Below are 11,862 nucleotides of genomic sequence, written 5' to 3' on the forward strand. Positions count from 1 at the left end.
AGCAGTTTCAGGCACCAGGCCCGATTTCGGTCTGTTCTTGCTTGGATTTCCAGCTGTTCTTGCCTGTTTTCGGGACGTTGAGCTCCCTGTTCCCCTCATAACGCAACGGCTTGTTAAGGCTAACGCCAGAGATTGCTTCCCTGACGTCCGTTCCAGCCTATGAGCACGCCGTGTTCAATCGCTTCAACCTGTCCCTCAAATTCGGCCTCATCAGCATCGCCGGGTGTCTTACACTCGGCCTCGCTCTGGGTGTCGCCGCCAGCGTGCAAAGTAGCAATGCGGCGCGGGCCTCGACCCAGGAACGCCTGACCGCCATCGTTCAGGAACGCCAGCAGGCATTGGTCGACTATATGGCGCAGATCAATGATGACCTGGCGACGACGGCGACCAATCCGAACACCCTTGCGGCGCTTGCCGAGTTCTCCGACAGCTGGACGGCACTGGGTCCGAATGCCGGAAACCGGTTGCAGCGGCTCTACATCGAGGACAACCCGAACCCGACCGGACAGAAGGAAAACCTGGACCGGGCCCTGGACGACAGCCGCTACAGCGCAGCGCAGCGCACGGACGCTACCATCCTTGGTTCCGCCAATTCCTGCGCGCGCGTGGTTATTACGACATCTTCCTGTTCAATGCAGATGGGGACCTCGTCTACACAGTCTTCAAGGAACTCGACTACGCAACGAATCTGAATTCCGGCGAGTACCGCGACACGGACCTGGGCAACGCCTTCCGGGCAGCCATGTCCGGTCGCCCGGGCCAGACTCACTTCTTCGACTTCGAGCCCTACGCGCCCAGCCATGGCGCCCCGGCCAGCTTCATGGCCACGCCACTCATTGACGGAAATGGTGAGCGGGTCGGCGTGCTGGCTTTCCAGATGCCGATTGACCGGCTGAACAGCGTGATGGGTTCGGAGACCGGCCTTCTGGAAACCGGCAATGCCTATGCATTCGGGCCCGATGGCCTGATGCGCACGGCGCCGCGCTTCGGATCCTCGGACGATATTCTCAGCCAGGCCGTTCCGGCCGATTTTCTGGCGAGCGCGATGAGCAATGGCCAGCACTTTGCCCGGATGCAGGACTATCGCGGCCAGGACGTCTTCATCGAGTTCAATCCGGTCGAATTCGCCGGTACACGCTGGAATCTCGTGGTGACCCAGGCGACCGGCGAGGCGCTCGCCGCGGCCCGCCACACCCAACTGACCAGCCTTCTGATCACCGCCCTCCTGACCCTGATCATTGGTGGCGCGGCCCTCTTCATGGCCAACCGGATTGCCCGCCCGATTTCACGCATCACGACGATTACCCGCAAGATCGGCCAAGGTGATCTGGACCAGACCATCCCCTCTCAGGATGCGGGTGACGAGGTCGGAGAACTGGCTCGCACGGTTGAAGGCTTCCGCCAGGACCTGATCGAGAAGCGACGGCTGGACGCCAACAAGCACGAGATCGATGCGCAGCAGGCGAACCGTCAGGAACGCCTTGAAGTCCTCATCGCCGGCTTCCAGCGCACGATTGCCGGAATCGCCGAGACCGTTTCCAACTCGGCAACCGAGTTCACCGCGACGGCCAACGCGCTGACAACCATGTCCAACAGTACAACACACCAGGCCCAGTCCGCAGCCCGAGCTGTCGCGTCGGCAACCGGCAATTTAGAATCGGTTGCCGCCGCGACCGAGGAAATGTCCGCGACCGTCGCCGAGATCGGCCGCCGTGCCGCCGACTCGACCGCCGCGGCCACAACGGCAGAGACCGAGGCTAACCGCACCGTTTCGGAAGTGCAGGACCTGTCCCGGGCCGCCCAGCGGATCGGCGACGTCATTGCCATCATCCAGAAGATTGCCGAACAGACCAACCTGCTCGCCCTCAATGCAACCATCGAGGCCGCCCGGGCCGGCGAAGCCGGTAAGGGCTTCGCCATCGTTGCCCAGGAAGTCAAGCAACTGGCCTCCCAGACCGATGCCGCGACCGGTGAAATCTCCGAGCAGATCCACGCCATCCAGTCGGCAACCGAGACCTCGGCCAATGCCATCACCAGCGTGGCCGGTGCGATCGGCGATCTCAGCGAGATTGCCACCTCGATCGCCGGTGCGGTTGAGGAGCAGAATGCGGCAACCCGCGAGATCGCCGGCAATATCCAGACCGCCGCCACCGGGACCCGGTCCGTCTCCGACGACATCTCACAGGTGGCCCGCGCCATCGAAGATGCCTCGGCCTCGGCCACCCAGGTTCTTGGCGCCTCTGAGGAGCTCAGCGGCCTGGCCGAAATGCTCAATCGCGAAGTCAACGTCTTCCTTGATGGCCTGCGCGCCGCTTGATCCGGAGTTAAACAATCATGTCTTTCAGAACCACGCTTGTGGCCGGCCTGCCGGTCGCACTGATCCTCTCTGGCTCGGCCTTCGCCCAAGAAGTCACGTTCGGCGCAACAGCGACCAGCGACTACGTCTTCCGCGGCGTGACCCAGACCGCCGGCGACCCGGCCATCCAGCTCAGTGCCGACGTCACCATCAGTGATTTCTACGCCGGTGTCTGGGGATCCAATGTCGACTTCGGCGACGGCACCGATACCGAACTCGACCTCTATGCCGGCTTTGCGCCGAGCCTGGCCGGGTTTGATCTCGATTTCGGCTGGGTCCGCTACACCTATCCCGGTGCGCCCAGCGCCTCCGGCGACCAGGACTTTGATGAAGTCTATGCCGGCATCGGCCGCAGCTATGGCGCGCTGAGCTGGGATGCGAAATAGTCGTGGAGCGAGGACTTCTACCTTCAGACCGGCAATGCCAGCTATCTTGAGGCCGGCATCGCGTGGGCCCTGTCCGACACGGTCAGCATTGATGGCCGCTATGGCACCAGCCGGTTCGACGACCTGACCGGCGCGGATTATGAGGATTGGCAGATTGGCATGAGCTGGCAGACCGGCCCGGTCGCGCTCGGCGCGCGCTGGCATGACAGCGATATCGATGACAGCCGCTTCGTCGCCTCTGTCAGCTACAGCCTGACCCGACCATAACGCTGAACACCCGGTTATCGGGCGCGTGCCTTGGCACCGCCCGAGCCGGTCTGCGTCGCGAGATCAGATCAGACGATGGTGATCAGGTCGCGGATCTTGGCGACGTCAAGTATCTGGGCGACGGCACCCGTGGCACCGGTGATCTGGAATGCAATGCCGGCCTTGCTGAAACGGTCATTGGCCAGGATCAGCATGCCGATACCCGCTGAATTGATCGCCGGCACATTGGTGAGATCATACTCCACGCACGCAGGCGCCGCGCTCTCGAGCTCGGCCAGCATCGCCTTGTTGGGTTCGAATTCATCCATCGTCCAGACCCCGGTAAAGCGGACGCGCGTGACAGACTTTTCGACATCAGTGGCTCGATGCATGGCCAGCTCCTCGTATTGAACTCGGCAGATTTGACGATGATTTTGTTGCTGTTGGCAACTCGCCCTTACCGCTCGAGTTCGATATCCCAGTAGAGATAATCGAGCCAGCTTTCATGCAGGAATTTGGGCGGGAAACGGCGCCCCTGGGCCTGCAGCTCGTGCATGGAGGGTTTCTGCGGCGGACGCGGCAGCGGCATGCCGGCCTCGCGCGGGCTGCGGCCGCCCTTCTTGAGATTGCAGGGGCCGCAGGCGGCAACGATATTCTCCCAGCTCGTCTTGCCGCCGGCGCGGCGCGGAATGACGTGGTCAAAGGTCAGCTGATCGACCCCGTGCTTGCCGCAATAGACGCACCTGAAGCCGTCCCGGAGCCAGACATTGTAGCGGGTGAAGGCTGGCGACCGATTCTGGTGGACATAGTCCCGCAGGGCCACGACCGAGGGCACATGCATTTCGAAGCTGGGGGAATGGACGACCTCGTCATAGTGCGAGATCACCGCGACCCGCTCGAGGAAGACATTCTTGATCGCTTCCTGCCACGGCCAGGTCGACAGCGGCCAATAGCTTAGGGGCTGGTAGTCCGCATTGAGGACCAGACAGGGCCATCCCTGCGGCGCCCGATCAAGCACCTGCATGGCGACCTCCCTCGCTATGATCGGCCCCAATCGCTCGGAGAGGACAGATCAGGAGGGGGTGGGTATTCCGGACGACCGTCCTGAAAGCACACCTCCCGTCGCACGCGGGAGGCGGATTCGCGTCTGCGAATCAAATCACATCCTGCGCTTGGTTACAGGTTACTCCCCTTCGGATGACATGCCCATGACAGCGCCGAAAATCTTGCGTGCCAGCCCGGATCGGGCTTTTCGGACAGGCTCAGCGATAGCGACCGGCGAGTGCGTTACCGATGAAGTGGCGCCCGATATCCAGCCCGTCCTGACCGATCGAGTGCGGCAAGCCCTGCGAGATATGCCACTGCGCGCCATGGTCGGCCGCCGCGATATGCTCCAGCGCATCAAACATGAAGCCCAGCGGGAGGACCTCGTCCTGGTCGCCATGGACCAGCATGATCGGCGGCTTGGAGCGCATCTCCTCTTTCAGGCGCTGCCCGCCCGGCAAGGCCCCCGAATACCCCATGATCCCGGCCAGGGGCCGTTCGCGACGAAGTCCCGTCGCCAGCGACAGCATGGTGCCCTGCGAGAAGCCGCACAGCACGACATCGCTTTCGGTCAACTGATAGCGGGCCAGCTCCTGGTCAATGAAGGCATCGACGATCGGCCAAGCCGTAGCCGCGCCGGATTCGATGCGCTGCGGATCGAGATTGGAGATCGGAAACCACTGATAGCCGTCCGGCGCGCCCGGCACCCGGTCCGGAGCATTCGGCGCCACCCATTGCACATGCGGCAAGTCGCGCGCCCAGTGTTGGCCAAGCCCGATCAGGTCCTTCCCGTTCGAGCCATAGCCATGCAGGAAAATCACCAGCTTCTTCGGCTTGGATCCATCCCGCGGCGCCAGGCGCGGTCCGTCGATGGGTCGGGTCATGAGGGGCTCCGTGTTCGCAGCCGTCTGGATAGAGGGATGCGGGGGCCGGGGGCAAGTGTCCGACTGGTTCGCGCGCAACATCCCGCACACTCTTGTCATCCCGGACGGAAACCTGCGCAAGCAGGGTGCAGATCCGGGACCCATAAACGCGAAGGCTGCCGACACCGGGCGTATAGGTCCCGGGTCTCCGCCCCGCTTTTTCGGGGCATACGCCGGGGATGACAAAACGGGTATTGAGTTTCTTCCGAAGTATGGCTCTCTCCTCCCATGAGCTTCACCACCCGCTTCGCGCCCTCGCCCACTGGGCATTTGCATGTCGGCCACGCGTTTTCCGCCTGGACGGCGTTTCAGGCCGCCTGTGAGGCCGACGGCCGGTTTCTGCTGCGGCTGGAGGATATCGACACCGTCCGCTGCAAGCCGGAATTCGAACAGGTCATCCTGGATGACCTGATCTGGCTGGGTCTCGAGTGGGAGGAACCGGTGCGGCGGCAGTCGGAGCATTTCGACGATTATGCCCGTGTGCTGGAGCGCCTCAGAGCGCTCGGCGTTGTCTATCGCTGCTTCAAGACGCGGCGCGAGATCATGGAGGATATCGCGCGGGCACCGCACGGCGTTGGCGAAGTCTATCGCGGACCGGTCGAGCCAATGAGCGCGGACGAGGAGGCCGAGCGGGGTGCCGCCGGACACCCCTTTGCCTGGCGCCTGTCACTGGATCGCTGTCGCGACGCGCTGGGCGCTCGCTATGACGCAATGCGCTTTGTCGAAGACGGCAAGGGCGAGCGGGTCGCCGATCCGGAGCCGCTCGGTGATGTCATCCTGGCGCGCAAGGATGTCGGGACCAGCTACCACATTGCGGTGGTGCATGATGACGCGTCGCAGCGCATCAGCCATGTCATTCGCGGCGAGGACCTGGCAGAGATGACGCCGCTCCACGTGCTGTTGCAAACGCTGCTGGACCTGCCCACGCCCGTCTATCGCCACCATCGCCTGCTGCTGGATGAAAACGGCGAGCGGTTCGCCAAGCGCAACCAGTCAGTGACGCTGAAGTCCCTGCGGGAGCACGGCGTGACCCCGGCCGAGCTCCGGGCCCGTTTCAGCGGCTAGGGCTGCCGGTTGGCCAACTCCTCGCGCTCGGCAACCCGACGCAGATCACCGTCGCGCCAGATATATTCGCGCACGACAACCGCGCTGCGATCTGCTCCGGCATAGGCCCCCTGACGAACCACGAAACGGGTTTCCTGATAGTCGGTCCGGGTCTCGATCTCATTGCCCGACATCAACCAGATGACGCGATAACCTTCACCGTCCGACATCAGGGCCGGGAAAGCGCAGATCTGTTGGCCACAGAAATAAGCCAGCGCCGAGCCGCGATCGCTCCGGCAGCGCAGATGCTGGGTCACGAGGGCATAATCCGGCTGCTGGTCATCATTCACAAACCCGACTGCCCTGGGCACCGCCTCGATGGCCGCATCCGTGCACGACAGATCACCCTCGCTCATGGTTTGCAGATGATCCTGAAAGGCCGCCAGCGCGGACGCCGGCAGGCGTACGGCATCGGGCAGCGGATCCGGCTCACCCGAACAGGCTGACAGGCCCAGCGCAGCGACGGTCCCGCTGGTCAGAACGCGTTGTATCAGGCTTGTCGATCTGGGTATCAGGCTTGTCGATCTGGTCTTTCGCATGCGCGTCAGTCTCCAACGCGCCCCCCGTGCGTGCCGCAGACTAGCGCCCGGCCGAGCCGCTTCACAAGCCCATATGCCGCACACGTGATAGCGCGCGGTCGCTAGGCAGACGGGACACAACGCGCTATGTGGCGATCATGTTTGTCAAAGACCTGTGGTATTTCGGCGCCCTGTCGAGCGAGCTCAAACCGGGCCAGCACCTCCACCGCGAGCTGCTCGGCCAGCCGATCCTGTTCGGCCGCGACCATGACGGCAAGGCGTACGCCCTCAAGGACATCTGCCCGCACCGCGGCATCCTCCTGTCTGGCGGGGAAGCGCAGAACCATGACGGTGAAACCCAGGTCGAATGCCCCTATCATGGCTGGCGCTTCCGTACCGACGGATCGTGCGCCGCCATCCCCTCGCTGACCGCCGACCAGGCCGAGGCGATGGACCTCACAAAGATCCGGGTCCTCCGCTTCCCGGTGCATGAGGACCAGGGTCTGATCTGGATCTGGTATGCTGATGAGGCCCAGGCCGATGAAGCCCCGACGATCGATCCGCCCAAGCTGGACATTCCCGAGGGACAACAGCCGAAACTGGTCGTTCGCGACGTCTTCAACTGCCATGTCGACCATGCCGTGATCGGCCTGATGGATCCGGCCCACATCCCCTATATCCACCGCCAATGGTGGTGGCGCTCGGCCAAGTCGGTGCACGAGAAGACCAAGAAGTTCGGACCCGTAGAGCGCGGTTTCTCGATGCTGCCGCACGTGCCGTCAAAGAATTCCTATCTCTATTCCTTGATGGGCGAGCCGCAGACCGAAATCCGCTTCCAGCTCCCGGGGCTGCGCACCGAATACGTCAAGGCCGGCGGCAAGCACTTCACCGGCTTCACCGCCGTCACACCGACCAATGCGACATCAACCGCGATCACGATCGTCGTCTACTGGGACCACTGGCTGCCGTCGATCGTGCCCAATCCGCTGATCCGGATGGGCATCGAGACCTTTGTCGGCCAGGACCGCGACGCGGTGAACGCCCAGCAGGTCGGCCTTGCCTATGATCCCAAGCTGATGCTGATCCATGACAGCGACGTTCAGGCGAAATGGTATTTCGCCCTCAAGCGCGCCTGGGATACGCATCGCGAGACCGGCGAACCCTTCAAGAACCCCGTACGCGCAGCTGAACTGCGCTGGAGAAGCTGATGGAAAACATCCTCACAGGCCTGCTCTACATTGCCATGCTGGCCGTAGTCATCACGCTCGGCTTCGGCATTTTCAACATGTACAAGTCCGACGACAAGTCGCGCTCACGCTCCAACAAGCTGATGCGCCTGCGTGTCGTGCTGCAGTTTGCCGCCGTGCTGATCATCATCGCCATCTTCCTGATCAAGGAAAACTTTGGCGGCTGACGGCTCGGTCCGGACTAGCGGGCCATGGCGATAATGGCGTCACGGGTCGGACCCTGCAGCGCATTGATCCGGCCATCATTGAACGCGACCACGTAGGCGCGGCCCGTCGGCGGCTCGATGACCATCTGCACGAACCACATCGTGTTCGATCCGGCATGCAGCAGCTGGGTACCGTTGAAACCCCAGCCCATGGCGTAATCGCCGCCAAAGGGCGGTGTATGCAGGGTCTGCCAGCTCTCGGCCGTCAGATAGCCGGTCTCATCACCGCGTGCGCCAGCCAGGTGCGCCTCGAGGAAACGCGCCAGGTCCTGCAAGGACACATGCACGGTCGCGCCCGGCCCCATCACCGGCGGATTGTCCGCCATCGGCCCCGGCTCCATCGCCCGGCGTCCGAACAGGCCGCCACGATGACCGCGCGGCTGATCGACGACATCGGCCGAGCCCGGCGGTCCGAAACCGGCGCTGTCCATCCCCAGCGGCTCGAAGACCTCGCGCGTGATCAGGGTTTCCCAGCTGTCACCGGTGGCCTGCTCGATCATCGCCGCGGCAACCACATAGCCGGCATTGGAATAGAGAAACTCGGTTTCCGGCGTGGCCGCAGGCGACTGGGTCAGGACCCGGGTCGCATAGTCGATACGCTGCGGCGGCATCGGGTCGCCATTGGCGCCCTGCACGTTGAACTGGATCATGGCGATCATGCCGACATTCGGTGTGATCCCGGCCCGGTGCGAGAGCAGGTGACGGAAGGTCAGATCGCGATAGGCCGGATCCATATCCGGGATGACGGCCGCGAGGTGCTGACCGATCGTGTCATCCCAGCCGACCACATCCTGTTCGACCAGGCGGGCGATCAGGGTAGCCGTCATGGCTTTCGAGTTCGACCCCATATGCCAGAGATCGCCAGCATCGATGGACGCCTCGCTGCCAAGCGCGCGCAGACCGGCGACGCCGATTGCGACCTCGCCATCCACCACGCGCATGACGGCAACCCCCGGAGCGCCGGACGCCTCCAGCGTGGTTTCGGCGATCGCATCGAGATCGGGCGCTGTTGCGGGCGTCGGCGCCAGCGGCTGGGCCAGCAGCAAGGCGGCGGCCGCGAGAGTGGCAAACATGATCGTCTCTCCTTCGAACCTTTTCGGGGTTCAAACCCTTTTCCGGGCCAGGCGCAGGGGCTATGTCAGCATCATGGTCCGTTTGACAAAAATCTACACCCGCACCGGCGATGCCGGATCGACCCGTCTGGGCGATATGTCCGAAGCAGCGAAACACGATCCCCGGGTCGACGCCTACGGGGATGTTGACGAGGCCAATTCCTCTATCGGCCTGGCCCGCGCAGCGTTGCGGTCGGCAGACCCGATGGATGCCAGCCTGACCCGCATCCAGAACGACCTGTTCGATGTCGGGGCTGATCTCTGTGTCCCCGAAAGCGACACGCCGCCGGACTGGGAGCCGCTGCGTGTGACGGAAAACCAGGTCAGCTGGCTGGAAGGCGAGATCGACCGGCTCAACGAGAAACTGGAGCCCCTCAACTCCTTCATCCTGCCGGGAGGCAGCGAAGCCGCGGCCCGCCTGCACGTCGCCCGCACGGTGTGTCGCCGCGCCGAACGCAAGGTGTCAGTGCTGATGGCGAGCGGAGCAAGGCTCAACCCGGCGGTCCTGAAATATCTCAATCGCCTGTCCGATCTGCTCTTCGTGATGGCCCGGACGGCGAATGATGAAGGGCGCGCGGATGTGCTCTGGATTCCGGGAAAGGACCGCTGACGCGCTGATTGTTTCCAGGCAGGAAAGACCAACTTGACGTCAGACCGGTCGACAAAATGTCGCAACCTCCTATGTGTATCGGCACAAGTTCAGCCCATACGGAGTAACCGCATGACCCGCCTCCTTCTCGCCGCCTCCGCGGCCGCCCTTTTTGCCGGCACGGTTCACGCCGAGCCGCAGAGCTTCGAATTCGACAAGTCCCACACGATCATCCAGGCCAGCTGGGATCACCAGGGCTATTCGACGATGTCGCTCCAGTTCACGGACTATGACGGCACCGTGGATCTCGACCTCGAAACCCCGTCGAACTCGACCATCGACATCACCTTCAACCTGATCGACGGCTTCTGGGTCGGCGCCAACCAGGACCGCTTCATCGGCCACCTCAACTCGGCTGACTTTTTCGAGACCGAAGCCAACCCGACTGCCCGTTTCGTCGCGACCGGCTTTGAGACCGAAGACGGCGAGACCGGCACGATGACCGGCGACCTGACGATGAACGGCCTGACCGGTCCGGTCAGCCTCAATGTCACGCTGAACCAGACCGGTGAGACCCGCGATGGTGCCACCAAGCTCGGCTTCACGGCGACCGGCGCGCTGATGCGCTCGGAGTGGGACATGGGTTATGCCGTGCCTTACGTCTCCGATCAGATCGAGCTCTTTATCTCGACCGAGCTGGTCGCGGCCGCGGACTAAGCTTGCGTGCCGGATCCTGCAGACGCGAGCCACGCGTCTGCAGGATCCGCTCACAATCAGGGCTGCGGTGACGGCTGAGGCGATTTGACCGCCCGCTTCGCCGGGCTTGACCAAAAGCTGAAGGCCAAGCCGACGAGCAGGGCTAGCATGGCCGGGAAAAGCCGTTCGAACTCGTCGACAGGCATCTCGTCGATCAGGATCACCTCGGTCCGCCACATCAGCGAATTGGTGTAAAAGAACCAGGCACTGACACGCCTGCAGACGGCGATCGGTGTCGCCGGCGTTTTCGTGCTTGTCCTCCTGCATATGGCCGTCATGGAAGTCGCCCACCCGCAAGCTGTCGGGCTTTGGCACTATGCAGACGGCGACTGGGCATTGTCCTACCAAGCGCAGCAAGGTGCTGCCGAGGTCCTCGGCGCCTGGTTCATCCCGGCCGCCCTGTCGATATGCGCCCTCAGCTCCGCCGTGCTCTACGCGCTGTGGCGCTTCGCAATCGCCCCCGCGGGGCCGGTCTCGGGCTGGATGAAGGGCTGAGGCCTGCTGTGATTTGACGCGCACGTCAGCCCGCCTGTCACATTGACTTAGAGCGCAGGCATGGGCAGGTTCCCAGCCTGTCCTTTCAAGCTGCGCGGGCCTCGCGCGCGGCCAAATTCGGAGCTCCGGTATGAAGGTTCTCGTCCCCGTCAAACGGGTCGTCGATTACAACGTGAAGGTCCGCGTGAAACCCGATCAGTCGGGCGTCGACCTCGCGAATGTCAAAATGTCCATGAATCCGTTCTGCGAGATTGCGGTCGAAGAAGCGATCCGTCTCAAGGAAAAGGGCGTCGCGGAAGAGATCGTCGTGGTCTCCATCGGGCCAGCGCAGGCCCAGGAGACGATCCGGACGGCCCTGGCCATGGGCGCCGATCGCGGCATCCTGATCCAGACTGATGATGCGGTTGAGCCACTCGCCATCGCCAAGCTGCTCAAGGCTGTCGTCGACGAGGAGAGCCCTGAACTCGTCCTGCTCGGCAAGCAGGCCATTGACGGCGACAACAACCAGACCGGTCAGATGCTCGCAGCCTTGCTCGACTGGCCGCAAGGCACGTTCGCGTCGGAAGTCGAGATTGCCGACGGCAAGGCCAAGGTCACACGTGAAATCGACGGCGGTCTGCAGACCCTGTCGCTGGAAATGCCGGCCATCATCACCACCGACCTGCGCCTCAACGAGCCACGCTACGCTTCGCTGCCGAACATCATGAAGGCCAAGCGCAAGCCGATCGACACCAAGGCTCCGGCCGATTACGGCGTCGACACGGCCCCGCGCCTGACCATCGTCAAGGTCACCGAGCCGCCCAAGCGCGAAGCCGGTATCAAGGTGGAGAGCGTCGCCGAACTGGTCGACAAGCTGAAAAATGAAGCGGGAGTGATCTGA

At 63.3% G+C, this 11,862-nt stretch carries 14 protein-coding genes and 1 pseudogene; 10 read left to right on the forward strand and 5 right to left on the reverse strand.

Annotation, left to right across the window (positions count from 1 at the left end; translation table 11 throughout):
- Window positions 1–170: 170 nt before the first annotated feature.
- The 3 genes and pseudogenes from AAA969_RS11680 to AAA969_RS11690 all read left to right on the forward strand — a co-directional run bounded on the left by AAA969_RS11680 (window position 171) and on the right by AAA969_RS11690 (window position 3,009).
- Entirely contained in the window at window positions 171–692 is a 522-nt protein-coding gene (locus AAA969_RS11680; RefSeq protein WP_338246234.1) for a hypothetical protein, read from the forward strand.
- Window positions 626–2,317 carry a methyl-accepting chemotaxis protein gene (locus AAA969_RS11685; RefSeq protein ID WP_338247246.1) on the forward strand — a complete coding sequence of 564 codons (1,692 nt, stop codon included), beginning with the start codon at window positions 626–628 and terminating at the stop codon, window positions 2,315–2,317. The genes AAA969_RS11680 and AAA969_RS11685 overlap by 67 nt, the downstream gene beginning before the upstream one ends.
- A 17-nt stretch (window positions 2,318–2,334) precedes the next feature.
- A pseudogene (locus tag AAA969_RS11690) lies at window positions 2,335–3,009 on the forward strand (TorF family putative porin).
- Between the two features lie 68 nt (window positions 3,010–3,077).
- On the opposite strand, the gene AAA969_RS11695 reads toward AAA969_RS11690, so the two are convergent.
- From AAA969_RS11695 to AAA969_RS11705, 3 genes are all read right to left on the reverse strand, one after another.
- The gene (locus tag AAA969_RS11695) at window positions 3,078–3,380 is read right to left on the reverse strand and encodes an STAS domain-containing protein (RefSeq protein ID WP_338246235.1); all 303 of its coding nucleotides are present in this window, start codon (window positions 3,378–3,380) and stop codon (window positions 3,078–3,080) included.
- Window positions 3,381–3,445: 65 nt separating this feature from the next.
- Window positions 3,446–4,012 (reverse strand): HNH endonuclease, encoded by a 567-nt coding sequence (locus tag AAA969_RS11700; RefSeq protein ID WP_338246236.1) that lies wholly within the window; start codon window positions 4,010–4,012, stop codon window positions 3,446–3,448.
- A gap of 238 nt (window positions 4,013–4,250) precedes the next feature.
- Window positions 4,251–4,916, reverse strand: coding sequence for an alpha/beta hydrolase (locus AAA969_RS11705; protein WP_338246237.1), 666 nt, complete (start codon window positions 4,914–4,916; stop codon window positions 4,251–4,253).
- Between the two features lie 267 nt (window positions 4,917–5,183).
- Here AAA969_RS11705 and gluQRS point away from each other — a divergent pair, with 267 nt between their 5' ends.
- Window positions 5,184–6,020, forward strand: a complete 837-nt coding sequence (gene gluQRS / locus AAA969_RS11710) for a tRNA glutamyl-Q(34) synthetase GluQRS (RefSeq protein WP_338246238.1) — start codon at window positions 5,184–5,186, stop codon at window positions 6,018–6,020.
- Here the strand turns inward: gluQRS and AAA969_RS11715 are convergent.
- Window positions 6,017–6,598, reverse strand: a complete 582-nt coding sequence (locus AAA969_RS11715) for a hypothetical protein (protein ID WP_338246239.1) — start codon at window positions 6,596–6,598, stop codon at window positions 6,017–6,019. The two genes, gluQRS and AAA969_RS11715, sit on opposite strands and share 4 nt — an antisense overlap.
- 137 nt (window positions 6,599–6,735) lie before the next feature.
- On the opposite strand from AAA969_RS11715, the gene AAA969_RS11720 reads away from it, so the two are divergent.
- The gene (locus tag AAA969_RS11720) at window positions 6,736–7,785 is read left to right on the forward strand and encodes a Rieske 2Fe-2S domain-containing protein (RefSeq protein ID WP_338246240.1); all 1,050 of its coding nucleotides are present in this window, start codon (window positions 6,736–6,738) and stop codon (window positions 7,783–7,785) included.
- Window positions 7,785–7,991, forward strand: coding sequence for a twin transmembrane helix small protein (locus tag AAA969_RS11725; protein ID WP_338246241.1), 207 nt, complete (start codon window positions 7,785–7,787; stop codon window positions 7,989–7,991). Before AAA969_RS11720 ends, AAA969_RS11725 begins: the two co-directional genes overlap by 1 nt.
- A 14-nt stretch (window positions 7,992–8,005) precedes the next feature.
- Here AAA969_RS11725 and AAA969_RS11730 read toward each other — a convergent pair whose 3' ends face one another.
- Window positions 8,006–9,103, reverse strand: a complete 1,098-nt coding sequence (locus AAA969_RS11730) for a serine hydrolase domain-containing protein (RefSeq protein ID WP_338246242.1) — start codon at window positions 9,101–9,103, stop codon at window positions 8,006–8,008.
- 73 nt (window positions 9,104–9,176) lie between these two features.
- On the opposite strand from AAA969_RS11730, the gene AAA969_RS11735 reads away from it, so the two are divergent.
- The 4 genes from AAA969_RS11735 to AAA969_RS11750 all read left to right on the forward strand — a co-directional run bounded on the left by AAA969_RS11735 (window position 9,177) and on the right by AAA969_RS11750 (window position 11,862).
- Window positions 9,177–9,752, forward strand: a complete 576-nt coding sequence (locus tag AAA969_RS11735; protein ID WP_338246243.1) for a cob(I)yrinic acid a,c-diamide adenosyltransferase — start codon at window positions 9,177–9,179, stop codon at window positions 9,750–9,752.
- 111 nt (window positions 9,753–9,863) lie between these two features.
- Window positions 9,864–10,448, forward strand: a complete 585-nt coding sequence (locus AAA969_RS11740) for a YceI family protein (protein WP_338246244.1) — start codon at window positions 9,864–9,866, stop codon at window positions 10,446–10,448.
- Window positions 10,449–10,736: 288 nt separating this feature from the next.
- Window positions 10,737–10,982 (forward strand): hypothetical protein, encoded by a 246-nt coding sequence (locus AAA969_RS11745; RefSeq protein WP_338246245.1) that lies wholly within the window; start codon window positions 10,737–10,739, stop codon window positions 10,980–10,982.
- A gap of 130 nt (window positions 10,983–11,112) precedes the next feature.
- On the forward strand, window positions 11,113–11,862 hold the full coding sequence (locus tag AAA969_RS11750; RefSeq protein ID WP_338246246.1) for an electron transfer flavoprotein subunit beta/FixA family protein: 750 nt from the start codon (window positions 11,113–11,115) through the stop codon (window positions 11,860–11,862).

The organism is Maricaulis maris (assembly GCF_036322705.1).
In the GTDB taxonomy this organism is placed as follows: Bacteria; Pseudomonadota; Alphaproteobacteria; order Caulobacterales; family Maricaulaceae; genus Maricaulis; species Maricaulis maris_B.

What these genes read in the sequence shown, in the direction of transcription:
- AAA969_RS11695 (WP_338246235.1), bottom strand. Translation starts at nt 3,380, where the DNA reads ATGCATCGAGCCACTGATGTCGAAAAGTCTGTCACGCGCGTCCGCTTT.
- AAA969_RS11700 (WP_338246236.1), bottom strand. Translation starts at nt 4,012, where the DNA reads ATGCAGGTGCTTGATCGGGCGCCGCAGGGATGGCCCTGTCTGGTCCTC.
- AAA969_RS11705 (WP_338246237.1), bottom strand. Translation starts at nt 4,916, where the DNA reads ATGACCCGACCCATCGACGGACCGCGCCTGGCGCCGCGGGATGGATCC.
- gluQRS (WP_338246238.1), top strand. Translation starts at nt 5,184, where the DNA reads ATGAGCTTCACCACCCGCTTCGCGCCCTCGCCCACTGGGCATTTGCAT.
- AAA969_RS11715 (WP_338246239.1), bottom strand. Translation starts at nt 6,598, where the DNA reads ATGCGAAAGACCAGATCGACAAGCCTGATACCCAGATCGACAAGCCTG.
- AAA969_RS11720 (WP_338246240.1), top strand. Translation starts at nt 6,736, where the DNA reads ATGTTTGTCAAAGACCTGTGGTATTTCGGCGCCCTGTCGAGCGAGCTC.
- AAA969_RS11725 (WP_338246241.1), top strand. Translation starts at nt 7,785, where the DNA reads ATGGAAAACATCCTCACAGGCCTGCTCTACATTGCCATGCTGGCCGTA.
- AAA969_RS11730 (WP_338246242.1), bottom strand. Translation starts at nt 9,103, where the DNA reads ATGTTTGCCACTCTCGCGGCCGCCGCCTTGCTGCTGGCCCAGCCGCTG.
- AAA969_RS11735 (WP_338246243.1), top strand. Translation starts at nt 9,177, where the DNA reads ATGGTCCGTTTGACAAAAATCTACACCCGCACCGGCGATGCCGGATCG.
- AAA969_RS11740 (WP_338246244.1), top strand. Translation starts at nt 9,864, where the DNA reads ATGACCCGCCTCCTTCTCGCCGCCTCCGCGGCCGCCCTTTTTGCCGGC.
- AAA969_RS11750 (WP_338246246.1), top strand. Translation starts at nt 11,113, where the DNA reads ATGAAGGTTCTCGTCCCCGTCAAACGGGTCGTCGATTACAACGTGAAG.